The organism is Streptomyces sp. NPDC127038 (assembly GCF_042725875.1).
Classification (GTDB): domain Bacteria; phylum Actinomycetota; class Actinomycetes; order Streptomycetales; family Streptomycetaceae; genus Streptomyces.
Genome location: NZ_JBHXDQ010000040.1, coordinates 40,563 through 64,665, shown reverse-complemented (window position 1 = coordinate 64,665; position 24,103 = coordinate 40,563). Strand labels below are relative to the sequence as shown.

The window sequence follows — 24,103 nt, the reverse complement described above, 5'->3', positions numbered from 1 at the left end:
CCAACTCCCCCGGTGGAAAGGTTATTTCGGCGGGCGGTCCAGCAGGACGGTCGTGCGGTGCGCTCTTGGGGCTGCGAGGCGGCTTGTTCAGGGTGTCCCGCGCCAGTTCTCGGCCAGGTCGCCCCACAGGTGGGCGGTCGTCTCGACGCCCTTCATGAGGAGGTCGAGTTCGACCTTCTCGTCGGGGGCGTGCCAGCCGTCGGAGGGAACGGAGATGCCCAGGAAGAGCACCGGGGCACCGAGGACCTCCTGGAGGTCGGCCGCCGGTCCCGAGCCGCCCTCGCGGGTGTAGCGGACCGGCTGCTCGAAGGCCCGGCCCATGGCGCGTACGACGGACTGGAGGGCGGGGTGGTCAAGGGGCGTCAGACACGGGCGGGTCGCCGGGGCGAACGTGATCTCGTGCCGGATGCCGGCGGGCACCTGCTCGGTGGCCCAGGCGCGTACGGCCTTCTCGACGTGGTCGGGGTCCTGCCCGGCGACGAGCCGGAAGGAGAGCTTCACCATGGCCGAGGACGGGATGATCGTCTTGCTGCCGGGGCCCTGGTAGCCGCCGCCGATGCCGTTGACCTCGGCGGTCGGGCGGGCCCAGACGCGCTCCAGGGTGGTGTGTCCGGCCTCTCCGTGGGCGGCCGTCGACCTGGCGGTGCGCAGCCACCGCTCCTCGTCGAAGGGGAGCTCCGCGAAGAGCTCGCGCTCGCGGTCGCTGAGGTCGGTGACGCCGTCGTAGAAGCCGGGTACGGCCACGCGCGCGTGCTCGTCGTGCAGGGCCGCGACCAGGCGGGCGACCGCGGTGGCCGGGTTGGGCACGGCGCCGCCGAACGATCCCGAGTGGATGTCCTGCTCGGGTCCGTGGAGGACGATCTCGCACTCGGCGAGGCCCCGCATGCCCGTGCAGACCGTGGGGGTGTCCTCCGACCACATGCCGGTGTCGGAGACGATCACGGCGTCGGCGGCGAGCCGGCCCGCGTGCTTCTCGACGAGCTCGCGGAAGTGCGGGGAGCCGGACTCCTCCTCGCCCTCGATCAGCAGCTTGAGGTGCACGGCGGGGGTGGTGCGCCCGGTGGCGGCGAGGTGGGCGCGGACGCCGAGTGTGTGGAAGAACACCTGGCCCTTGTCGTCCGCGGCCCCGCGCGCGTGGAGGCGGTTGCCCCGGATCACCGGTTCGAAGGGGTCGGTGGACCAGCCGTCCTCGCGGGCGGCCGGCTGCACGTCGTGGTGTCCGTAGACGAGGACGGTGGGTGCTTCCGGGTCCTCGGAGGGCCACTCGGCGAACACGGCGGGGGCGCCCGCGGTCGGCCAGACCTCGCAGGTGGGGAAGCCGGTCTCCCGGAGTTTGGCGGCGAGCCAGTCGGCGCTGCGTGCCACGTCCGCGGCGTGTTCGGGCTGAGCCGAGACCGAGGGGATGCGCAGCCACTGCCCGAGGTCGTCGAGGAAGGCGGCGCGGTGGGTCTCGATGTACGTACGGACGGTGCTGACGGCGTTGTCAACGGGCTTGCTCATGTTCCTGAGCCTATCCGCCCACAGGGGCGTGTTCGTCCGGTGGTTCTCCGGGGAGCCCGCCGGGTGCGCCCGCTTCCTCGGTGAGCAGCCGCTCCAGCGTCGCACGGTCCGGGAGTCCGTCCGGTCGTACGATCTCGCCGTCGCGGACGTGGAGGAACGCGGCCGTGACGGATTCCAGGGGCACTCCCTGGCGCTCGGCCCAGCCCAGGCGGTACAGCGCGAGCTGGAGCGGATCGGCCGTGCGGGCGTGGCCCGTCTTCCAGTCCACGATCTCGTACGTCGTGCCCTCGCCCTCGCCGTTCCGGTAGACGGCGTCGATCCGGCCGCGGACGACGCGGCCGGCGATCGAGAGCTGGAAGGGCACCTCGACGCGGTACGGGGTGCGCTGCGCGTAGGGACTGCGTTCGAAGGCGTCCTTCAGGGTCTGCAGGTCGTGCTCGTCGGCGATCTCCGTCTCGCTGCCGGGCAGGTCGTCGGGGTCGAGCATCGGCAGCCGCAGTTCCTCGAAGCGGGACTCCACCCAGGCGTGGAAGCGCGTGCCCCGGCGCGCGGCGGGCCGCGGGGGGCGCGGCATGGGGCGCGCGAGTTCCTGCGCGAAGCCGTCCGGGTCGGCGGCCATGCGCAGCAGCTGCGAGGCGGTGAGCGAGGCCGGCAGGGGGACGTGAGTGACGGTCTCCCGGGCGCGCAGGAGTTCCCCGGTCAGCGCGTCCAGGTCGCGGTCCCAGGAGGCGAGGGTGCGGGCCTCCTCGGGCGTGAGGCGCTCGCTCCCGGCCTCCCGGGGGTGCGGGCGGGCCGAGGGGGCCTGGGCCTGGTGCGGCACGGTCGGACGGCCGTTCCCGCGGGCGTCGGGGCCGTCTCCCGGCCGCCGTGTCGTCCAGGAGTCCCAGTCCGGGTCGTCGTCCGCGGGCGGGGCGCTCTCCGCGGGGCCGTCGTACGGGTCCTCGGAGAACGTTTGCTCGGAGAACGGGTCCTCGGGGAGGCCGGCATCGCCGTAGTCGCCGTACTCGTCGTGGTCGTCGTATTCGTCGTGGGGCGGGACGTCGTCCTCGGGCGGGGGCGGCCAGTCCGGGTCGTCGTACGAGCCGGGGTCGTGGGCGGCCGCGCGCGGGTGCGGGTCGGCGCCCGGGTGGGCCTCGTCGTGGGACGCGACCTTCTCCAGGTGGGCGAGCACCGTCTCGGCCGCCGCGCGGCGCCGGGCGAGGGCCGCGTCGTCGAGCGGGAGCGGCCAGGCGTGGTCGGCCGCCGCCTCGCGCAGCGCCGGGTTCCCCTCGTCCTCGGCCGGTTCGTCCGCCCACACCTCGATCTCGCCGTGTCCGGCCACGCAGTGGTCGTGAAGGGCGTGCAGGAAGTCCGAGGGGCCGCGCGTGCGCTTCTGGGAGGGCCCCCACCAGTGGCCGGAGCCGAGCAGGAGGGAACGGGGGCGGGTGAACGTCACATAGCCGAGGCGCAGTTCCTCGGTGTGCTGGTGCGCCTTCATGGCCTCCTGGAACGCCTTGATGCCCTTGGCGTCCCAGCTCTCGACGTCGGGCAGCGTGTCGGCGTCGCCGCGCAGCCGGTGCGGCAGGACCTTGCCCTGGGCGGTCCACTTCTCCCGGCCCTGGCCGCTGGGGAAGGTGCCGGCGACGAGACCGGGGACGGCCACGACGTCCCACTCCAGGCCCTTGGACTTGTGCGCGGTGAGCACCTTGACGGTGTTCTCGCCGCCGGGCAGGGCGTTGTCCAGGCCCTTCTCGTACTGCGCGGCGGTGCGCAGGAACCCGAGGAAGGCCAGCAGGCTCGCCTCGCCGTCGCCGGACGCGAAGGACGCGGCGACGTCCAGGAAGTTGGACAGCGTCTCGCGGCGGCGGGCTGCCAGGGCGTGCGGGGACGCGGAGAGCTCGACCTCCAGGCCGGTGACGGCGAGCACCCGGTGCAGGACGTCCATCAGCGGGTCGGCGAGCGAGCGGCGCAGGTCGCGCAGTTCGGCGGCGAGCCGCGCGAAGCGCACGCGCGCGTCCGGCGAGAAGGGCAGCCCGTCGTCGTCCCCGGCCCCGACGGGCGTCTCCAGGAACGTGTCGAGAGCGTCGGCGAGCGATATCACCTCGGCCGGGTCGACCCCCTCGACGGCGGCGGCGAGCCTGCGGTCCGGATCGTCGTCGTCTCCCCCGCGCGCGTGGGAGACGAGCAGCCGGGCGCGGCGCCCCAGGAGCGCGAGATCGCGCGGGCCGATGCGCCAACGCGGGCCGGTCAGGAGCCGGACGAGGGAGGCGTTCGCCCCCGGGTCCTGGAGGACCTCGCAGACGGCCACGAGGTCGGCCACCTCGGGCAGGTGCAGCAGGCCGGACAGGCCCACCACCTCGACGGGGACGTCACGGGCGACGAGCGCGCCCTGGATCTCGGCGAAGTCGGTGGCGGTGCGGCACAGGACGGCGATCTCCGCGGGTGCCGTCCCGGTGCGCACGAGATGGGCGATCGAGTCGGCGAGCCAGCCGATCTCCTCGGCGTGGGTGCGCAGCAGCGCGCAGCGCACCAGGCCGTCCCGCTCGGCCCCCGGGGCGGGCCGCAGGGCCTCCACGCCCGCGTGCATGGCGCGCAGCGGTTCCGCGAGACCGTTGGCGAGGTCGAGGAGGCGGCCGCCGCTGCGGCGGTTCTCGCTGAGCGACTGGCGGGTCGCGGGACGGCCGTCGGGGCGGGCGAAGTGTTCGGGGAAGTCGTCGAGGTTGGCCACGGAGGCGCCGCGCCAGCCGTAGATGGCCTGGCAGGGGTCGCCTACCGCGGTCACGGGGTGGCCGGTGCCGCCGCCGAAGAGTCCGGCGAGCAGGACCCGCTGGGCCACCGACGTGTCCTGGTACTCGTCGAGCAGGACCACCCGGAACTCGTCCCGCAGGATCTCCCCGACCTCGGGGCGGGTGCCGGCCAGGGTGGCCGAGAGGGCGATCTGGTCGCCGAAGTCGAGGAGGTCGCGTTCCCGTTTGGCGGCGCGGTAGCGGCCCACGAGCTCGGCGAGCTCCCGGCGGGCGGCGGCGGCCTCGGGGACCTTGCGCAGGTCCGCGTTGGTGAGCCTGGCACCTTCCAGGGTGCGCAGCAGCTCGGCGTCGTGGGCGCGCAGGTCCTCGGCGGCCACGAGGTGCTCGGCGAGCTCGGAGTCGAGCGTCAGGAGGTCGCCCACCAGGTCGGGGAAGGAGCGGGTCAGGGCCGGGTACGGGCCCGGCGCCTCACGCAGCACGCGCGCGGCGAGCTGGTAGCGGGTGGCGTCGGCGAGGAGCCGGGACGTCGGTTCGAGCCCGATGCGCAGTCCGTGGTCGGTCAGCAGCCGGCCCGCGAAGGCGTGGTACGTGGAGATGACCGGCTCGCCGGGCGGGTTGTCGGGGTCGATGACGTCCGGGTCGGTGATTCCCGCCTTGACGAGCGCCTTGCGGACCCGCTCGGCGAGTTCGCCGGCCGCCTTGTTGGTGAACGTCAGACCGAGCACCTGCTCCGGGGTCACCTGCCCGCTGCCGACCAGCCAGAGGACGCGGGCCGCCATCACCGTGGTCTTGCCCGAACCGGCCCCGGCCACGATCACCTGCGGCGCGGGCTCCGCGGTGATGCAGGCCATCTGTTCCGGGGTGAACGGGATGCCGAGGAGCTCTTTGAGCTGTTCGGGGTCGGTGATACGGGCGGGCATGTGGCAGAGGCTAGCGGCGTCCACTGACAGCGGTGGCCACATCGCCGTTCGGGACGAAAGAACCGCAGGTCAGCACATGTGGTGCTATGCGTCACTCGTCCACGACCTGTCTCCGTGGGCCGGTACGGGGCCTGTGCTGCGCACGAGGTCCTGGGCCCGGTCCGGGACCGTCACTCGACGACCTGCCGGCCCTCCGGCCGGGCGCTGCACGACGCCTGGAAGGAACAGTGCGTGCAGTGCTGTCCCGTGGTCGGCGAGAACCGTTCGTCGAGGACCTTCCCGGCGGCGTTCGCGAGCAGGTCGCCGACCCACTCGCCCTCCAGCGGCTCCTGTGCCTGCACCTTGGGAACGGTCTCGCCGCCGTCCTTCTTGGCGGCCCCCTGGCGGAGCTGGACGAGTTCGGCACCGCCCGCCTCGGGGCGCGCGCCGCCGAAGACGTCGTCGACCGCGCCCTCGCCGACGGCGAGCTGGTAGACGGCGAGCTGCGGGTGGCGGGTCACCTCGGCGGCGCTCGGCGCCTGCTTGCCGGTCTTGAAGTCGACCACGTAGGCACGGCCCTCGGTGTCCGCCTCGACCCGGTCCATGGAGCCGCGGATGCGCACCTCGTAGGAGCCCGCCTCCAGGGTCACGTCGAAGTCGTGCTCGCTGGCCACGGGGGTACGGCCGGTGCGGTCCATGACGTGCCACTTCAGGAAGCGTTCGAGCGCCACGCGCGCGTGTTCCTTCTCCTGGGCGGACTTCCAGGGCGCGTCGAAGGCGAGCGCGTTCCACACGGAGTCGAGGCGCTCCATGAGGACGTCGAGGTCCGCGGGGGTACGCCCGGACGCGACCTCGTCGGCGAGCACGTGCACCACGTTGCCGAAGCCCTGGGCGGCGGTCGCGGGCGCGTCGGCCTTCACCTCGCGCCCGAGGAACCACTGGAGGGCACAGGTGTTGGCGAGCTGGTCGAGGGCGCTGCCGGAGAGCACGACGGGCTGGTCGCGGTCGCGCAGCGGGACCTTGCTCTCGGTCGGCTCGTACATGCCCCACCAGCGGTAGGGGTGCGCGGAGGGGACGAGCGGGCGGCCGTCCTCGTCGGCGAGCGCGGCGAGCCGGGCGAGGCGGCGGGCCGCCGCCTGCCTGAGGGTCTCCGAGACACGCGGGTCGACGGTGGTGGCGCGCAGTTCTGCGACCAGCGGGGCCACGGCCAGGGGGCGGCGCGGGCGGCCGGTGACGTCCTTGGGCTCGACGCCGAGTTCGGTGAGGAAGCGGGAGGGCTGGTCGCCGTCGTCGGCCGGTGCCTTGACCGCCGTCACGACGAGCCGTTCACGCGCGCGCGTGGCGGCCACGTAGAACAGCCGGCGTTCCTCGGAGAGGAGTGCGCCGGGCGTGAGGGGTTCGGCGAGTCCGTCGCGCCCGATGCGGTCGGCCTCCAGCAGGGAGCCGCGGCGGCGCAGGTCCGGCCACAGGCCCTCCTGGACGCCCGCGACGACGACGAGGCGCCACTCCAGGCCCTTGGAGCGGTGCGCGGTCATCAGGCGTACGGCCTCGGGGCGCACGGCCCTGCGGGTGAGCGTGTCGGCCGCGATGTCCTCGGCGTCGATCTCCTCCAGGAAGTTCAGGGCGCCTCGGCCTCCGGTGCGCTGCTCAGCGCGTTCGGCGGTCGCGAACAGCGCGCACACGGCGTCGAGGTCGCGGTCGGCGTTGCGTCCGGCCGCGCCGCCGCGCCGGGCGGCCCGCTCCAGACGCTGGGGCCAGGGCGTGCCGTCCCACAGGTCCCAGAGGGCCTCCTCGGCCGTCCCGCCGCCCGCGAGACGCTCACGCGCCTTGCGCAGCAGCGCGCCGAGCCGCTGGGCTCCCCGGGCGTAGGCGGGATCGTGCGCGACGAGCCGCTCCGGCTCGGCCAGCGCGCGGGCGAGCAGGACGTCGGACGGCGGCGGTACGAGGTTTCCGCCGGCGCGCTCCTCCTCGCGCAGGGCACGGCCGAGGCGCCGCAGGTCGGCGGCGTCCATGCTCGCGAGCGGCGAGGCGAGGAGGGTGAGCGCGGTCTCGGTGTCGAGCCAGGACGCGACGCGGACACCATCGGTGCCCTCCAGCGGTCCACCGCTGCCCGGACCGACGTCGGCACGCGAGCCGGCACCCGCCTCCACCTGCGGATCAGCATCGGTATCCGCACCCGGATCGGTGTCGGCATCCGCACCGCCCCCCGCACCCGGATCGGCGTCGGGAAGGGTCCCGGGGTCCGTGGCCGTCCCGGCGGCGGCGGGCTTCTCGGCAGCGGGCCTCTCGGCGGCGGTGGACTTCTCGGCGGCGGTGGTCGTCCCGCCCCCGACGGACGCCCCGCCCGCACGCGGTTCCGACTCCGCGCGGGCCACCGCCCGCAGTGCCGTGAGCAGGGGCGCGACCGCGGGCTCGTGCCGCAGGGGCAGGTCGTCGCCGTCGATGTCGAGCGGCACGCCCGCCGAGGTGAGTGCCCGCCGGATCGTCGGGATCGTGCGGGAACCGGCGCGGACGAGGACGGCCATCTCCCCCCAGGGGACACCGTCCTCCAGATGGGCGCGGCGCAGGATGTCCGCGATGTTGTCGAGCTCCGTGCCGGACGTCGGGTACGTGTAGACCTCGACCTGCCCGCCGTCCCGGACCGCGGTCAGCTCACGGTGGGCGCGCACCTTCTGCGCGGGCAGCCGGGTCAGCGGCATCCGCTGGGTGAGCCGGCGGGTCGCCTCCAGCAGCCCGGCGCCCGAGCGGCGTGACGTGCCGAGGACCTCGACCGGGGCCGGGCGGCCGTCCACGCGCGGGAAGGCGTCGGGAAAGTCCAGGATGCCGTTCACGTCGGCGCCGCGGAAGGCGTAGATCGACTGGTCGGGGTCACCGAAGGCGACCAGGGTGCGCCCGCCGCCGGCGAGGCCGCGCAGCAGCCGCACCTGGGCGGGGTCGGTGTCCTGGTACTCGTCCACGTAGACGGCGTCGTACTGGGCCGCGAGCCGCTCGGCGACCTCGGGGCGGCGCATGAGGAGCACCGCGCGGTGGACCAGTTCCGCGTAGTCGAGGACTCCCTGCATGTCGAGGACGTCGAGGTACTCGGCGAGGAAGGCGGCCGCCGCGCCCCAGTCCGGGCGGCCGATGCGCCGGGCGAAGGCCTCCAGGGCGTCGGGCCCGAGGCCGAGTTCCCGGCTGCGGGCGAGGACCGCGCGGACCTCGTCCGCGAAGCCGCGCGTGGTCAGGCAGGCGCGCAGTTCGTCCGGCCAGCGCACATGGGCGAGGCCCAGCCGCTCCAGGTCGGGCTGGCCGGCGAGCAGCTCGCGCACGGCCACGTCCTGCTCCGGGCCGGACAGCAGCCGCAGGGGCTCCCCGAAGAGGTCGCTGTCCTGGTGGGCGCGGATCAGGGCGTAGCAGAAGGAGTGGAACGTGGTGGCCCGGGGCGCACGCGCGGCCCCTATGCGCAGCGCCATGCGGTCGCGGAGCTCGACGGCCGCCTTGCGGCTGAAGGTGAGGACCAGGATCCGCTCGGGGTCGCCGCCGCGTTCGATCCGGGCGGTCACGGACTCGACGAGGGTGGTCGTCTTGCCCGTGCCGGGACCCGCGAGCACGAGGAGCGGTCCGCTGCCGTGGCCGACGACCGCGCGCTGTCCGACGTCGAGACGAGGGGGATCCACCTTGGCCGGCGCGGTGCGCACCAGCCGGTACGCACCGCGGCCACCCTGGCGCACGGAGGGGTGCGTCAGGGGCCTGGTGGAGGAAGTGGAGCTCACGTGGTTCGCCGGTCCTGGTGCTCGTACTGGTGGGCGGACCGCCGTGGGGAGGGCGGTGGCCGCGGGGTGAGGGAGACGTGTCCGAAGACGCTACGCCGGTGCGGTTCCCGGAAGGAGGGCTTCCGATTCTTCCCTCACGTCCCGTGCGCCCCGTACATCCCATGCGTCCCGTGACGTACGAACGTACGGCATGTCACGGATGTGCCTCGTTTCCCTCGTACGGGCCTCAGTGTCCCCTTCGGCCCCGTCAATGGCGGAAGCTGTCAGGTGTGACCTTCCGCGCGTTCACCGCCGTCCCATCGGGCCCGTCTCATGTCGACGCGTGGCAGATGGCCCGCCGAGGCCCGGCTCGCCTCCTTCAGAGGCGTCCCCTCGGCGCGGTAGTGGGCCAGCGCGTCCAGCTCGTGGCCGGGCAGCAGCGTGCCGTCGGAGCGCATGACGCGCCACCACGGAACCGCTCCGCCGTACAGGGCCAGCACCCTGCCCACCTGCCGCGGCCCGCCCTCCTCCAGCCATTCGGCGATGTCTCCGTACGTCATGACGCGGCCGGGCGGGATCAGCTCGGCGACGTCGAGGACCCGCTCCGCGTACTCCGGCAGCGCGTCCGCCGGAAGGCTCTCCTCGCTCATCCGCCCCATCCTGCCGCACCCCACCGACAACGTGACCCCGCGGCGGCTGTGCATATTCCTTCCCCCGGAGTGACGCTTGTAGCAGATTGCGCGCCCCTCATTTGCACCCTGATGCCCCCGTGTGTCGGTCGGGCATGCCACCATCGTGCGGGCGGTGACTGGTGATACGAGATCAAGAAGAGACGATGAGGCAGCAGGGCGTGCACCCCGAAGACGCGGAGGGCACCTCCGCCGCCTCGTCACGCCCGGACACCGACGGCGTCGACGAGAAGGCCGAGGAGCCCACCGCTCCTGAGACCCGGGACGCCGTCTCCCTCAAGAAGCGGGACCCCCTCTCCCCGCCCCTCTCGGACGAGAAGCGGCGGGCCGAGCGCGGCACCGCCTGCGAGGAGGAGGAAGAGGTCCACGCGGACGAGGTCGAGGGCGACGAACCGTTGCTTCCCGCGCGCGTGCACCGCCCTTCCGACCTGATGCGGCTCCTGGTCGGCGTTCTCGCGATCGTCGTCCTGCTCGGCATCGCCGCGTTCGCGCACGGCACCACCTCGGGCCTCGAACAGGACATCAACAAGGGCACCGGACAGGCACCCGATCTGCTGATCAAGATCGCCGGGCTGGCGTCCAGCATCGCGATCCTCCTGGTGCCGGTCGCCTTCGCCATCGAGCGGCTGATCAAACGGGACGGACTGCGGATCGCCGACGGCGTCCTCGCCGCCGTCCTCGCCCACGGAGTGACACTCGCCACCGACCTGTGGGTCGCCAAGGGCGCCCCCGGCTCCATCCAGGAGGCGCTCACCCAGCCCTCGCCGGGCGACATCCACGCCCTCACCGACCCGGTGCACGGCTATCTCGCACCGGTCATCGCCTACATGACGGCCGTCGGCATGTCCCGCAGACCGCGCTGGCGCGGAGTCCTGTGGGTCGTCCTGCTCCTCGACGCCTTCTCCATGCTGGTGACCGGCTACACCACCCCGTTCTCGATCATCCTGACCGTGCTGATCGGCTGGACCGTCGCCTACGGAACGCTGTACGCCGTCGGTTCGCCGAACGTACGGCCGACCGGACGGACGCTCATGGCGGGCCTCCGGCACGTCGGCTTCCACCCGGTCAGCGCGGCCCGCGAGGAGACCCCGGAGACCACGGAGAGCGGCGACCGCGGACGGCGCTACTTCGTCACCCTGGAGGACGGCCCGCCCCTGGACGTCACGGTCGTCGACCGCGAGCAGCAGGCGCAGGGCTTCTTCTACCGCGCCTGGCGGCGGCTGACGTTGCGCGGGATCACCACGCGCCGCAGCCTCCAGTCCCTGCGCCAGGCCCTGGAGCAGGAGGCCCTCCTCGCCTACGCGGCCATCGCGGCCGGGGCCAACGCACCCAAGCTGATCGCCACCTCCGAGCTGGGCCCCGACGCCGTGATGCTCGTCTACGAGCACACCGGCGCGCACACCCTGGACTCCCTGCCCGACGAGCTGATCACCGACGAGCTGCTGCGCGACACCTGGCACCAGGTGCAGGCCCTTCAGTCCCGGCGCATCGCCCACCGCAGGCTCGCCGGCGACGCGATTCTGGTGGATCGTTCCGGCACGGTGATCCTCACGGATCTGCGCGGCGGCGAGATCGCGGCCGGCGATCTGCTGCTGCGCATGGACGTCGCCCAGCTGGTGACCACCCTCGGGCTGCGCGTCGGCGCGGAACGGGCCGTGGCCTCGGCGGTCGGCGTGCTCGGCCCGGACGCCGTCGCCGACTGTCTGCCCATGCTCCAGCCGATCGCCCTCACCCGCTCCACGCGCGCGACGCTGCGCCGGCTCGGCCGGGAGCGCGCCCAGCGCGAACGCGAGGCGGTCCTGGAGGTCTCGCGGCAGGCCAAGCTCGCCCGCGCCGCGGCAGCGGCCGAGGAAGGCGGGGACGCGGCCGAGCCCGTGAACGAGAAGGCCGGGAAGAAGGCCGTGCGCGCCGAGCAGCGCGCCGAGAAGCGGGCGATCGACGAGGCCCTGGACGAGGCGCGCGAGGAGGATCTGCTCACCCAGATCCGCCACCAGGTCCTGCTGATCAGACCGCAGGCGCCCGTGGAACCGGCCCGCCTGGAGCGGATCAAGCCCCGCACGCTGATCAGTTTCATCGCCGGGGCGATCGGCGCGTACTTCCTGCTCACGCAGCTCACCCACATCGAGTTCGGGACCCTGTTCGACAACGCCGAATGGGGCTGGGTCGCGGCGGCCGCGCTGTTCTCGGCCCTGAGCTACTTCGCCGCGGCGATGAGCCTGCTCGGCTTCGTGCCCGAGCGGGTGCCGTTCCTGCGGACCGCGGCGGCCCAGGTCGCCGGTTCGTTCGTGAAGATCGTGGCTCCCGCCGCGGTCGGCGGGGTCGCCCTCAACACCCGCTTCCTCCAGCGCGCCGGGGTGCGCCCCGGGCTCGCGGTGGCCAGTGTCGGCGCCTCGCAGCTGTTCGGGCTCGGCTGCCACATCCTGATGCTGCTGTCCTTCGGCTACATGACCGGCACGGAGAAGACGCCGTCCCTGTCGCCGTCCCGGACGGTCATCGCGGGTCTGCTGACGGTCGCGGTGTTCATCCTCGTGGTGACGTCGGTGCCGCTGCTGCGCAAGTTCGTCTCCACGCGCGTGAGGTCGCTGTTCGCGGGCGTCGTACCGCGCATGCTGGACGTGCTCCAGCGGCCGCAGAAGCTCGTCACCGGGATCGGCGGCATGCTGCTGCTGACGGCCTGCTTCGTGATGTGCCTGGACGCGTCGATCCGCGCGTTCGGCCACGAGGAGACGACCACGCTCAGCCTCGCGAGCGTCGCCGTCGTCTTCCTCGCCGGCAACGCGCTGGGCTCCGCGGCGCCGACCCCGGGCGGTGTCGGCGCGGTCGAGGCCACCCTCACGGTCGGCCTGATCGCCGTCGGTCTGCCCAAGGAGGTCGCGGCACCCGCCGTGCTCCTGTACCGGCTGCTGACCTTGTGGATCCCGGTGCTGCCCGGCTGGCTGTTCTTCAACCACCTCACCCGCAAGGGCGCGCTCTAGGTTCCGCGCCGGACCGCCCGTACGTCGTTGCGCCTGTGCGCCCCGGCGGCGTACGGACGGTCCCGACCCGGCACCGGGCGAATCCGCCCGACCGGGATCCGCCCGGATCCCTCCCGGACCCGGCACCGTACGGACCCGCTCGGACCGAGCCGCCGCCGTCGGCCCTCGGCGTCCTCACCCGCACGGCTCGCGCCCCGAGCGCCCCACCCCGGCCGCCCGCAGGATGGGGAACATGCCGAACCCGTCCCGGCCGCGCGCCGCCGCCCTGGCCGTCGCCACCGTCCTGCTGACCTCCTGGGTGTCCGGATGCAGCAGTGACGCGAAGGACGGGGACCTGACGAAGCAGAAACTCGACTGGAAGGCCTGCTCCGCACCGTCCGAGGCCCAGGGCGGCGGCACCGCCCCCTCTCCTCTGCCCGGCGGCGCGGAGTGGGAGTGCGCCACCATGAAGGCGCCCCTCGACTGGTCCGATCCCAAGGGCGACACGATCGGGATCGCGTTGATCCGGGCGAAGGCGAGCGGCGACCCCGCCAAGCGCATCGGCTCGCTCGTCTTCAACTTCGGCGGCCCCGGCGGCTCGGGCGTCGCGACCCTGCCCGCCTTCGGAGGGGACTACGCCGCCCTGCGCACCCGCTACGACCTGGTGAGCTTCGACCCCCGCGGGGTCGGCCGCAGCGCCGGTGTGAAGTGCGAGAACGACCAGCAGCTCGACCGGTTCTTCCAGCAGGACGCCACCCCGGACGACTCCGCCGAACAGCAGGCGCTCCTGCGGAACACCACGACGTTCAACGCCGCGTGCGAGAAGAACTCCGGCAAGGTCCTCCCCCATGTGCGCACCACCGACGCCGCCCGCGACATGGATCTGATGCGACAGGTGCTCGGCGACGACAAGCTGCACTACTTCGGCATCTCGTACGGCACCGAACTAGGCGGCGTCTACGCCCACTTGTTCCCCAAGAACGTCGGACGGGCCGTCTTCGACGGGGTCGTCGACCCGACCCAGAACGTGGAGCAGAGCTCCCTCGGCCAGGCCGCGGGCTTCCAGCTCGCGCTCGACAACTTCGCGAAGGACTGCACCTCGAAGGCCGAGGGCTGCCCCATCGGCGACACCCCGCAGGACGTCAAGGACCGCATCGCCAAGCTGCTGAAGGACCTCGACAGCAAGCCGATCCCCGGCGTCTTCCCGCGCCGGCTCACCCAGACCGCCGCCACCAGCGGCATCGCGCAGTCGCTGTACTCCAAGGACTTCTGGGAGTACCTGACGGAGGGACTTCAGCAGGCGTACGAGGGCGACGGCAAGATCTTGATGCTGCTGTCCGACTCGATGAACGGACGCAGCGAGAACGGCCAGTACAGCAACATCACTCCGGCCAACATCTCCATCAACTGCGCCGACGACAAGCCGCGTTACACCGCGGACTACGTACGCTCGAAGCTTCCCGAGTTCAAGACCGCCTCCCCGCTGTTCGGCGACTATCTGGCCTGGGGCATGGTCAGTTGCACCGACTGGGCCGTGCCGGGAGCGGCGGAGCACCCGGACGTGAGCGCCCCCGGCGCGGCGCCGATCCTCGTCGTCGGCAACACCGGCGACCCCGCGACGCCGTACGAGGGGGCACAGGCGATGGTGAACGCGCTGGGCAAGGGCGTCGGGGTCGAGCTGACCTACAAGGGCCAGGGGCACGGCGCCTACGACAGCAAGAACAAGTGCGTGCAGGGCGCGGTGAACAGCTATCTGCTGGAGGGCACCGTCCCGGCGGCCGGAACCGTCTGCTCCTAGAAACCCGCAGGTCAGAGCGTTATCCACAGGCCTCCACGTCGGTCCGCGACCGGCGCCTACTATGGCGTGCAGATGATCCGCGACTTCGGGCGGACCATGGGCGAGGGGGCACTCATGACACGTTTCGCACGATGGACCGCCGCGGCCGCGGCCACGCTGCTGCTGGCCGGCTGCGGGGGTTCACCGGCCGACGGCAAGGACGAGGGGAAGAACGGCGACGGAGCGCCGGCCAGTGCGCCACCCTCCGGCGGATCGCCGGGGCTGCCCGTCTCCCTGACCACGCAGAAGCTCGACTGGGGCCGCTGCAAAGGCACTTCGGACTCCCCCGCGCCCGGCAGCGGCTGGCAGTGCGCCACGCTCAAAGCCCCGCTGGACTACGCGAAGCCGGACGGCCCGACGATCGGCCTGGCCCTCATCCGCTCCCGGGCGACGGGCGCCCAGGGCAGGCGCATCGGCTCGCTCCTCTTCAACTTCGGCGGCCCGGGCGGCTCGGGACTCTCCACGATGCCGTCGTACGAGAGCGTCGTGGGCCCGCTCCACGACCGCTACGACCTGGTGAGCTGGGACCCGCGCGGGGTGGCCGCCAGTGAAGGGGTGCGGTGCCGCGGGGACCGGGCGATCCAGGCCGCCGAGTCGGTGGACGCCACACCGGACGACGCGGCCGAGGAGGCCGCCTACTTCAAGGACTCCGCCGACTTCGGCAAGGGCTGCGCGAAGGCCGCGGGCAAGCTGCTGTCCCATGTCTCGACGACCGACACGGCCCGCGACATGGACCTGATGCGCCAGGTCCTCGGCGACCGCAGGATGCACTACTTCGGCATCTCGTACGGCACCGAACTGGGCGGTGTGTACGCCCACTTGTTCCCCCGGAACGTGGGGCGCCTGGTGCTGGACGCGGTCGTCGACCCGAGCGCCGACACCGTGGGCCACGCCAAGAACCAGACGCTGGGCTTCCAGCGCGCCCTGAACGACTACCTCAAGTCCACCGGACAGGACCCGGAGCAGGGCTCGCTGAAGATCGCAGACCTGCTGAAGCGGATCGACGCGAAGCCGTTGCCGGCCACCGGGGGCCGCGAACTCACCCAGACGCTGGCGCTCACCGGGATCGTGCTGCCCCTCTACAGCAAGGAGGGCTGGCCCCGCCTGACCGAGGCGTTGAAGGACGCCGAGAGCGGGGACGGTTCGGCCCTGCTGACGCTGGCCGACGCCTACAACGAACGGGACGCCTCGGGTCACTACGGCACGACGACCCACTCCCAACGGGTCATATCGTGCCTGGACGACAAGGAGCGGCCGACGCCCGAGGAGACGAGGAAGCGGCTGCCCGAGTTCGAGAAGATCTCGCCCGTGTTCGGCGACTTCATGGGCTGGGACACGGCGGGCTGGTGCCACGACTGGCCGGTGGCCGGTCAGTTCGACCATCCCGAGGTGAGCGCGCCGGGGGCCGGGCCCGTGCTGGTGGTCGGCAACACCGGGGACCCGGCGACGCCCTACGAGGGCGCGCGCAGGATGGCGGACGGGCTCGGCAAGGGCGTGGGCGTGGAGCTCACCTGGAAGGGCGAGGGCCACGGCGCCTACGGGAGCGGGAGCGACTGTGTCGACGCGACCGTGAACAGCTATCTGCTGGACGGAACGGTGCCGAAGGACGGCAAGGTCTGTTCATGACGACGGCGGGGGTCCCGCGGACACCTGGTCCGCGAGACCCCCGCCATCGAAAGAACGGGACGGCCGGCCGGTCAGTACACCGGCTTCTCGGGCTCGATCTGGTTGACCCAGCCGATCACGCCGCCGCCGACGTGCACCGCGTCGGAGAAACCGGCGGACTTCAGGACCGCGAGGACCTCCGCACTGCGGACACCCGTCTTGCAGTGCAGGACGATCTTCTTGTCCTGCGGCAGGCTCTCCAGGGCGGTGCCCATGAGGAACTCGTTCTTGGGGATCAGCTTGGCGCCGGGGATCGAGACGATCTCGTACTCGTTGACCTCGCGGACATCGATGATCTCGATGTTCTCGCCGTCGTCGATCCACTCCTTGAGCTGCTTGGGAGTGATCGTCGAACCGGCGGCCGCCTCCTGCGCCTCCTCGGACACGACGCCGCAGAAGGCCTCGTAGTCGATGAGCTCGGTGACGGTGGGGTTCGGGCCGCAGACCGCGCAGTTCGGGTCCTTGCGGACCTTGACCTGGCGGTACTGCATCTCCAGGGCGTCGTAGATCATCAGGCGGCCGACGAGCGGCTCACCGATGCCGGCGAGGAGCTTGATCGCCTCGTTGACCTGGATGGAGCCGATGGACGCGCACAGCACGCCGAGGACACCGCCCTCGGCGCAGGAGGGGACCATGCCCGGCGGCGGGGGCTCCGGGTACAGGCAGCGGTAGCAGGGGCCGTGCTCGGACCAGAAGACGGAGGCCTGGCCGTCGAAACGGTAGATGGAGCCCCACACGTACGGCTTGTTGAGCAGCACGCAGGCGTCGTTGACCAGGTAGCGGGTCGCGAAGTTGTCGGTGCCGTCGACGATCAGGTCGTACTGGCTGAAGATGTCCATCACGTTCTCGGCCTCGAGCCGCTCTTCGTGAAGGACCACGTTCACGTACGGGTTGATGCCCAGTACGGAATCGCGCGCGGACGCGGCCTTGGAACGGCCGATGTCCGCCTGGCTGTGGATGATCTGGCGCTGGAGGTTCGACTCGTCGACCTCGTCGAACTCCACGATGCCGAGCGTGCCCACGCCCGCCGCGGCCAGGTACATCAGCGCCGGCGATCCGAGGCCGCCGGCGCCCACACAGAGCACCTTGGCGTTCTTCAGCCGCTTCTGCCCGTCCATGCCCACATCGGGGATGATCAGGTGGCGGGAGTACCTGCGGACCTCGTCTACGGTGAGCTCAGAGGCTGGCTCGACCAGGGGTGGCAGCGACACGGGGACTCCGTTGGTCGGTCTATCACTACGGTTGTTCTCTCCGTAACACTGCCACGCCCTTCTTCATTCCGAGACACCCGTTCCGATCCGCGAGACGATCTCGTCCCAGTAGCCGGGCATCGCCTCCCAGGGGTCGGCCGTGCCGCCGTGATCGGAGCGGTCGGTGAAGTAGATCGTCGAGGCTCCCTGCCAGCGGGCGATGCGCAGGGCCTCGTCCAGATGGCCGCGCGGCACGCCGTGCACGAAGTGGCAGAAGCGCTCGGGCGGATAGTCGGCGGTCCACTCGGCGACCTGCGACCAGCGGTATTCGGTCCAGGGGCCCGAGAACGTCACGAGCTGGTCGGCGCACTCGGCGTATCCGGGGTGCGGGTGGGTGCCGTGGCCGAACACGATGTGCGCGTCGCCCCGGAGCGCGCGCAGTGCGTCGACCGTCCGGCGGGTGTCGGGGAGGGCGGCGCGTTCGGTGGGGCAGCGGCCGAGGATGAAGCCGTCGGCCTGGTACCAGTCGAGGTGGCGGCGCGCGTCGGCGGTCATCTCGCCGAAGGGGCGCACCCCGTGGCCGGCGTCGATGAGTCCCAGCACCCTGACCCCGGCGTTGCGGAGCCGTCCCGTCGCTTCGAGGCAGCGCGGGTCGGGGCGCTCCCCGGGACCGTTGTCCACGTTCAGGACGACCCAGTGCAAGGGGGTGCCGGGGCGGGTGAGTTCGTCCCATTCCGTCGGGGCGACGAGGGGATGCGCGGGGCCGGGGACACCGAAGCCGAGTCCGAGGTCGGTGCTCGCGCTGCCGGTCGCCGTGCTGGTCAGATACGACACGCCGCCTCCATCCAGATGTCGGCCAGGGACTCCTCGAGGTTGATCCGGGGCCGCCAGCCGAGACGGTCGCGTGCGGTGCGGACATCGGCCTGCTGCCAGCTGCCGCAGCCGTCGGGGTACGGGTAGGCGACCGGGGCGGCGTGGTCGGGTTCGGGGCGGGGGTGACCGATGGCCGACCGCATGGAGGGGCCGGGAGGACCGTCCAGTTCGTGCAGGCTGCCGCTGTAGCCGGCGACGCGTGCGAGGACGGCGGCGGCGTCGCGGAGGCGGACGGCACGGCCCGAGCCGATGTTGATCACGCCCTGGGCGGCGGACAGGGAGGCGGCGTGGACGGCGCGGGCCACGTCGCGGACGTCGATGAAGTCGCGCTGGACTCCGAGGCCGCCGAGCTTGAGCTCGCCGTCGTTGGCCTGCATGGCGCGGCGCAGGGCCTCGGCGAGCCGACCGAGCGGGGATCCGGCGGGCGTGCCGGGTCCGGCCGGGGAGAAGACCCGGAGCACGACGGCGTCCAGGCCGGAGCCGAGGACGAGTTCGGTCGCGGCCAGCTTGCTCACCCCGTAGGGGCCGCCGGGGCGCGGCACGGCGTCCTCGGCGGTGGAGGAGCCGGGCTGGCTGGGCCCATACTCGGCGCCGCAGCCGATCTGGACGAGCCGGGCCCCGCAGCCGCTGCGGCGCAGGGCCTCGCAGACGGTGGCGACGGCGACGGTGTTGTGCCGGGTCAGTTCGCGGGCGCCGCCGCGGGTGGCGCCGGCGCAGTTGATGACGACTCCGGGGTGCACCGCGTCCAGGAAGCGGGTGAGTGCGCCGGGGCTGCCCGAGGCGAGGTCGAACCGGACGTCGGCGTCGTCGCCGCGGCCGAGCGCGGTCAGCTGCACGGCCGGGTCGGCGAGCAGTCTGTCGGCGACGAACCGGCCGAGGTAGCCGTTGGCTCCGATCAGCAGGACCCTCATCGGGCGGCTCCCGGGGCGGATTCTCCGGTTCGGGAGGTGATCATCTGGCTGTCTCCTTCGAGGTGATGCCGTGGTCGGGAAGAGGGCCCGCGGTGTCGGCCCCGCGGGAGAAAGGGGGCCCGGATCCGGGACGGTGACCGGATTCCGGGGCGGGCTCACGGCGGCGGCGATGCCGTGGGCCGGTTCGGGACGACCTCGCGCCACCCGGTCGATCGGGTCGAACGGGTCATCGGCCGGGTCACCGGAGGTGCCGCCGAGGGGGCCGGTGAAAGGGCTGGTGAGAGGGACACCGGGCGGGCGGGCTCGGCGTGAGGGGCCTCGGTGTGCGGGGCCTCGGCCCGGGGTGCGGGGCGGTCGTGGGTCATGAGGCCTCGCAGGGCGGGGCGTGGGCCGAGGCGCGGGTGAGCGTGCGGGCCGCCTGGACGAGGAGGACGAGGGCGCCCGCCCCGCAGGCAAGGGCTGGTACGGCACCGGGGCCCGCCGCCGCGGCCAGGCGGTCGACGGGGACGGCCAGGAAGGAACAGCCGGGCAGCCGCGCGGCGAGGACGGACGTGAGGGCGAGGGCCTCCGCCGCACCCGCGGCCGTGAGCGCGCGGCCCGGGACCTGGGGGAAGCCGCGTGCCGTGAGAAGCCGGGCGAGGAGGAGCAGCAGACCGAGGGCTCCGGCTCCGGCGTAGGCGGGCGGTTGGTCCAGTGCCGTCCCGCACAGCGCGAGCAGTCCGCACAGGGCGGCCGTGAACAGGCCCAACGCCCCGAAGAGCAGGGGGCGTACGGCGGCGGCGAACTCCTCGAGGCCGCGACTCGCGGTCAGCCGGCGGCCGGCGCGGGCGGCGAAGAGGTGGGCGCACCAGGCGGCCGGGGCGCAGGCCAGGAGGAGGGCCAGCACCGGTGCCGTGGCCAGGGGCCAGGGGCCGTGCGGGACGCCGACCCGGGCGGCGCTCAGCAGTCCGTCGCCCGCGAGGGCGTAGGCGAGGAGCCAGCAGGTCCAGCCGCGGGCGGTGGCCGTCGTGCGGTGGCGGGTGCTCAGGGGGCCGCGCCGGAGGGCGAGGTGCAGCACCGGCATCAGGGCCAGGGCGCCGAACGCGGCCACGGCCGGCCGCGGTTGCCCGTCGGTGAGCCGCAGACCGGCGACGACGGCCGCGCCGAGGACGCCCGGCGCCAGGGCGAGCACCGCCCACCAGGGGCGCGGGCCGGTCCGGGCCGTGGCCTCGGCGCGGGGCCCTTCCTCGCCGTCGTGTGTGGCGCGGGCGTACATCTCCTCGGCGAGCGAGAAGACGTCCCGGTGCCGCAGGCGCGCGGCGGTCCGGTCGGTGACCCCGTGGGCCTCCAGGCCCGCGGCGATCTCCAGCGGGTCCACGGCCCGTGCGCACAGCTCGCGGTGGCGGTGCAGGAGCGCCTTCACGGGGTCCGCCGCGCCGCGCCGCCCGGTGGTGGTCCGGTCCGGCTCGCTTCGGTGGCCGGACGCGGCCGGGGCGTCCGGTTCCGCGCTGTCGATCGTCATGTGCCCTCCCCCACGGCGACGGGTACCGGCGGGGGCACGGTGGCCCGTACCGGCGCCCCCTCGGCCCAGCGCGGCCTGCGCTCGGTCAGGAAGCGGGTCGCGGTCCAGCGGCCCGGCACCCGGGCCTCGGCGGGGGTGCCGAAGGGACGCGGCTCCCCCTCGTCGTCCACGACGACGCGGGGCACCGGGGAGTGCGAGACGATCTCCAGGTAAATGCTGTGAAATGCCGTGATGTTCTGCTCGATGGTGAAGAGTTCGAGGGCGCGTGCGCGGGCGGCGGCGCCGAGGCGCTCACGGCGTTCGGGGTCGCGCAGCAGTGCCACGCAGGCCTCCGCGAGCGCCCGCGGGTTGCGGGGCGGGACCACGAGGCCCGTGCCGCCGATGACCTCGACGACCGCGCCCACGTCCGTGGAGACGGTGGCCCGGCCGCAGAGCATGGCCTCGACCAGGCTGACCGGGAAGCCCTCCACGACGCTGGACAGGACGACGAGGGCGCCGCAGGCGTAGGCCTCGGCGAGGCTCGGGAGGTCCGGGCCGCCGATCTCCTCGAAGGAGACGGGGTTGTCGCCGACGGCGTGCGCGCCGTCTGCCTCGTCGGGGAAGAGCTGCGCGGCCAGTGCCTTGCAGTGCGCGAGATAGGCGGCCGCCTCCGCGTCCTCGGCGGGGGCGCCGACGATCCGCAGCCTGGTCCGGGGCTCCGCCCTGCGGATCTCGGCGAAGGAGTGCAGCAGGGAGATCAGGTCCTTGGCCGGTTCGACGCGGCCGACCCACACCAGGGTGTCGGGGTCGGCGCACCGGCTGCCCGGCACTCCCTCCCCGACGTCGGCGAAGCGTGCCGCCTCCATGCCGGGGTGGACGGTGCGCAGTTTGGCGCGGTCGGCGCCGCAGCGTTCCTGCCAGCGGCGGGCGTGCGCGTTGCCGGGGGTGACGAGGGTGGCGGCGCGGTAGACCTCGGTGGCGAGCCGGCCGTGGAAGGCGGCGAGCAGGGCGCGCACGGCCGGGGCCTCTTCGAGGGTCGCGGCGGCGAGGTAGTGCGACCGCAGGTGCACGCCGTACTCGGTGACCAGCAGCGGGACGCCGAGGAGGTGCCGGGCGAGGAGGCCGGGCAGTGCCGCCGCGCCGCCGGCGGCGGCGTGGCAGAGGTCCGCGGAGCCGAGCGCGTCGTCCTCGTACCAGTCCAGCGACAGGGGGCGCAGGGCGCGTTCGACGTGGGCGGCGACGGCGAGCAGGTCGGGGACGCGTGCGGTGCGGGCACTGCGGCGTGCGCCGGGCGCGCGGCAGGCGCGTTCGAGGATGCGCACCGCGTCCTCGGAACGCAGGGCGCCGGCCGGTCCGCCCTCGTCCCGGGCGAGTTCGGCCAGTGCGTACAGGGCGTTGGCGAAACGGTCCGCCTCGGCACCGGCCGCATCCGCCGGGTCCTCCGGTGCTTCGGGGTCTCCGGTCGCCGGCTCCCCGCACACCGCCGCCGCCAGTTCTCCGTACGCCTCGGCGAAGCGGCGCCTGGCCCGGCGGCCGTAGACCGCCCCGTCGTCGTGCGCCGTCCACAGCGGTGCGGTGCGGACCCGGCCGACCTGGGGAGGCAGCCGGACCCAGCCCTGCCGCTCCTGGTGTTCGGTGCGGCTGAGCGCGTAGATGTCGAACGTGTGCTGCCCGAGGCCGCGTACGAGCCGGTCGCACCAGAGTCCGGCATCACCGCTCACATACGGATAGCCACCCTCCGTAAGCAGTCCGATGCGCACGAACACACCCCCGATCACCCGTATGGGGAGCCGCCGTTGACTCGGCGGCTCGCAGCGGGACGAAGGTATGCGGACAAGGCGGTGGTACGACGGACGGTTGTCCGTCGCACCACCAAAAGGGGTGAACGGTCGTAACTTTCCCGCGCGGGCCGCGTTTTGTCGCGCTACGAGATCACGCGGATGCGATTCGGCGGCCCGGCCCCCGGATCAGACCGGGGACAGCTCGCCCCGCTCCGCGCGGCGCCGTGCCGCGATCTCCGGGTCGAGCGCCGGCACGGCGGCCAGGAGCTGCCGGGTGTACGGGTCGCGGGGGCGCTCGTAGATCTCGTCGGCGGGACCGTGCTCGACGACCCGGCCGCGCCGCATCACGGCTACTTGGTCGCTGACCTGACGTACGACCGCGAGGTCGTGCGCCACGAAGACCAGCGCCAGCCCCAGCTCCCGCTGGAGCTCGCCGAGCAGGGCGACCACCTGGGCCTGGGTGGTGACGTCGAGCGCGGAGACCGGCTCGTCGCACACGATCACGCCCGGCTCGGCGGCCAGCGCCCGCGCGATGCCGACCCGTTGGCGCTGTCCGCCGCTGAACTCGTGCGGGTAGCGGTCGTAGTGCGCCCCGTCGAGTCCGACGCGCTCCAGCAGTTCCCGCACCCGCTCGCGGATGCGCTTCTCGTCCTTCTGCCCGCGCGCCCGCAGCGGGTCGGCGATGGACTCGCCCACGCTGCGCCGGGGGTTGAGGGACGACACCGGGTCCTGGAAGACCATCTGCACCGAGGGGCGGACACCGGACACTTCGCGCCCCTCGTGACGGACCACGCCCGCCGTGGGCTCCAGGAGTCCGACCAGCATCCTTCCCAGGGTCGTCTTGCCGCTGCCGCTCTCGCCGACGACGCCGAGGGTCTCGCCCCGGCGGACGGTCAGCGACACGTCGTCGACGGCGGCGAACCGGCGCGCGCCGCGCCCGAACTCCCGCCGCAGTCCGACCGCTTCGAGGACGACGTCGTCGGTGCGGGCGCCCTCGCCCGGCCCGGTGCCCGTCGGCGGCCCGGTCGGCCGGGCCGCCCGGGGGGTGTCCACGCGGGGGACGGCGCCGAGGAGTTCGCGGGTGTACGGCTCCCGGGGCGCGCCGAGGACGGCCCCGACCGGACCGTGCTCGACGGCGCGTCCGTGCCGCATCACCAGGATCTCGTCGACGCTCTCGGCCGCGACGCCGACGTCATGGGTGACCAGCAGCAGGCCGGTCCCGGTCTCCTGCCGCAGGGTGTGCAGGAGGTCGAGGATCTGCGCCTGGACGGTCACGTCGAGGGCCGTGGTCGGCTCGTCGGCGATCAGCAGCTCGGGTTCGCAGGCCAGGGCCATGGCGATGAGGGCGCGCTGGCGCATGCCGCCGCTGAACTCGTGCGGGCGCGAACGGGAGCGGCGCGCCGCGTCGGGGATGCCCACGCGGTCGAGGACCTGCACCGCACGCGCGCGTGCCGCTCGCCGGGACGCGCGGGTGTGGACCCGGTACACCTCGGCGATCTGGTCGCCGACCGCGTAGTACGGGTCGAGGGAGGACAGCGGGTCCTGGAAGACCATCGCCGCCTTCCGGCCGCGCAGTCCGCGCAGTTCGTCGTCGGACGCCCGCCGGACGTCGACGCCGGCCACGCGGACGGTGCCGTCGACCCGTGCTCCGGTGCCGCGGTGCAGCGCCAGCAGGGCCGAGGCCACGGTGGACTTGCCCGAGCCCGACTCGCCGACCAGGCCGAGCGCCGCGCCCTTCTCCAGCCGGAAGGAGAGCCCGTCGACGGCCCGCAGGCCGCCGAAGTCGACGACGAGATCGCTCACTTCGACCAGCGGGGAGGCGGCGGGCGCCGGGGAGGCGGGATCCACGGAGGAGTCGCTCATGCCA

General features: G+C 73.4%; 13 protein-coding genes. 3 read left to right on the top strand and 10 right to left on the bottom strand.

Features of this window, described 5'->3' with window-relative positions:
• Nucleotides 1-87 precede the first annotated feature (87 nt).
• From ACFWI4_RS25415 to ACFWI4_RS25400, 4 genes are all read right to left on the bottom strand, one after another.
• Entirely contained in the window at nt 88-1,500 is a 1,413-nt protein-coding gene (locus ACFWI4_RS25415; protein WP_387200298.1) for a dipeptidase, read from the bottom strand.
• 10 nt (nt 1,501-1,510) lie between these two features.
• Nucleotides 1,511-5,146 (bottom strand): UvrD-helicase domain-containing protein, encoded by a 3,636-nt coding sequence (locus tag ACFWI4_RS25410; protein ID WP_387200295.1) that lies wholly within the window; start codon nt 5,144-5,146, stop codon nt 1,511-1,513.
• A gap of 170 nt (nt 5,147-5,316) precedes the next feature.
• Entirely contained in the window at nt 5,317-8,877 is a 3,561-nt protein-coding gene (locus ACFWI4_RS25405) for a UvrD-helicase domain-containing protein (RefSeq protein ID WP_387200292.1), read from the bottom strand.
• Nucleotides 8,878-9,140: 263 nt separating this feature from the next.
• Complete coding sequence (locus ACFWI4_RS25400; RefSeq protein ID WP_387200289.1) at nt 9,141-9,506, bottom strand: MGMT family protein; 366 nt, start codon at nt 9,504-9,506, stop codon at nt 9,141-9,143.
• 185 nt (nt 9,507-9,691) lie between these two features.
• Between ACFWI4_RS25400 and ACFWI4_RS25395 the strand changes: the two genes are divergently transcribed.
• From ACFWI4_RS25395 to ACFWI4_RS25385, 3 genes are all read left to right on the top strand, one after another.
• On the top strand, nt 9,692-12,520 hold the full coding sequence (locus ACFWI4_RS25395) for a lysylphosphatidylglycerol synthase domain-containing protein (protein WP_387200286.1): 2,829 nt from the start codon (nt 9,692-9,694) through the stop codon (nt 12,518-12,520).
• 232 nt (nt 12,521-12,752) lie between these two features.
• Nucleotides 12,753-14,297: an alpha/beta hydrolase gene (locus ACFWI4_RS25390; RefSeq protein ID WP_387200283.1), complete on the top strand. Its 1,545-nt coding sequence runs from the start codon at nt 12,753-12,755 to the stop codon at nt 14,295-14,297.
• A 114-nt stretch (nt 14,298-14,411) separates the two neighbouring features.
• Nucleotides 14,412-15,962 (top strand): alpha/beta hydrolase, encoded by a 1,551-nt coding sequence (locus ACFWI4_RS25385; protein WP_387200280.1) that lies wholly within the window; start codon nt 14,412-14,414, stop codon nt 15,960-15,962.
• A gap of 71 nt (nt 15,963-16,033) precedes the next feature.
• Here the strand turns inward: ACFWI4_RS25385 and moeZ are convergent, their stop codons facing one another.
• The 6 genes from moeZ to ACFWI4_RS25355 all read right to left on the bottom strand — a co-directional run bounded on the left by moeZ (nt 16,034) and on the right by ACFWI4_RS25355 (nt 24,099).
• Nucleotides 16,034-17,212 carry an adenylyltransferase/sulfurtransferase MoeZ gene (gene moeZ, locus ACFWI4_RS25380; RefSeq protein ID WP_385400677.1) on the bottom strand — a complete coding sequence of 393 codons (1,179 nt, stop codon included), beginning with the start codon at nt 17,210-17,212 and terminating at the stop codon, nt 16,034-16,036.
• A 63-nt stretch (nt 17,213-17,275) separates the two neighbouring features.
• Nucleotides 17,276-18,025 carry a spherulation-specific family 4 protein gene (locus tag ACFWI4_RS25375; RefSeq protein ID WP_387200277.1) on the bottom strand — a complete coding sequence of 250 codons (750 nt, stop codon included), beginning with the start codon at nt 18,023-18,025 and terminating at the stop codon, nt 17,276-17,278.
• Entirely contained in the window at nt 18,013-18,975 is a 963-nt protein-coding gene (locus ACFWI4_RS25370; RefSeq protein ID WP_387200274.1) for an NAD-dependent epimerase/dehydratase family protein, read from the bottom strand. Before ACFWI4_RS25370 ends, ACFWI4_RS25375 begins: the two co-directional genes overlap by 13 nt.
• A 361-nt stretch (nt 18,976-19,336) precedes the next feature.
• Nucleotides 19,337-20,476 (bottom strand): hypothetical protein, encoded by a 1,140-nt coding sequence (locus tag ACFWI4_RS25365; RefSeq protein ID WP_387200272.1) that lies wholly within the window; start codon nt 20,474-20,476, stop codon nt 19,337-19,339.
• On the bottom strand, nt 20,473-22,215 hold the full coding sequence (locus ACFWI4_RS25360; RefSeq protein WP_387200269.1) for a DUF3492 domain-containing protein: 1,743 nt from the start codon (nt 22,213-22,215) through the stop codon (nt 20,473-20,475). The genes ACFWI4_RS25365 and ACFWI4_RS25360 overlap by 4 nt, the downstream gene beginning before the upstream one ends.
• A 207-nt stretch (nt 22,216-22,422) precedes the next feature.
• The gene (locus ACFWI4_RS25355) at nt 22,423-24,099 is read right to left on the bottom strand and encodes a dipeptide ABC transporter ATP-binding protein (RefSeq protein ID WP_387200266.1); all 1,677 of its coding nucleotides are present in this window, start codon (nt 24,097-24,099) and stop codon (nt 22,423-22,425) included.
• Between the last annotated feature and the right edge of the window lie 4 nt (nt 24,100-24,103).

Coding starts and splice junctions, on each gene's coding strand:
- ACFWI4_RS25415 (WP_387200298.1), bottom strand. CDS start 1,500: ATGAGCAAGCCCGTTGACAACGCCGTCAGCACCGTCCGTACGTACATC.
- ACFWI4_RS25410 (WP_387200295.1), bottom strand. CDS start 5,146: ATGCCCGCCCGTATCACCGACCCCGAACAGCTCAAAGAGCTCCTCGGC.
- ACFWI4_RS25400 (WP_387200289.1), bottom strand. CDS start 9,506: ATGAGCGAGGAGAGCCTTCCGGCGGACGCGCTGCCGGAGTACGCGGAG.
- ACFWI4_RS25395 (WP_387200286.1), top strand. CDS start 9,692: ATGAGGCAGCAGGGCGTGCACCCCGAAGACGCGGAGGGCACCTCCGCC.
- ACFWI4_RS25390 (WP_387200283.1), top strand. CDS start 12,753: ATGCCGAACCCGTCCCGGCCGCGCGCCGCCGCCCTGGCCGTCGCCACC.
- ACFWI4_RS25385 (WP_387200280.1), top strand. CDS start 14,412: ATGACACGTTTCGCACGATGGACCGCCGCGGCCGCGGCCACGCTGCTG.
- ACFWI4_RS25370 (WP_387200274.1), bottom strand. CDS start 18,975: ATGAGGGTCCTGCTGATCGGAGCCAACGGCTACCTCGGCCGGTTCGTC.
- ACFWI4_RS25365 (WP_387200272.1), bottom strand. CDS start 20,476: ATGACGATCGACAGCGCGGAACCGGACGCCCCGGCCGCGTCCGGCCAC.
- ACFWI4_RS25355 (WP_387200266.1), bottom strand. CDS start 24,099: ATGAGCGACTCCTCCGTGGATCCCGCCTCCCCGGCGCCCGCCGCCTCC.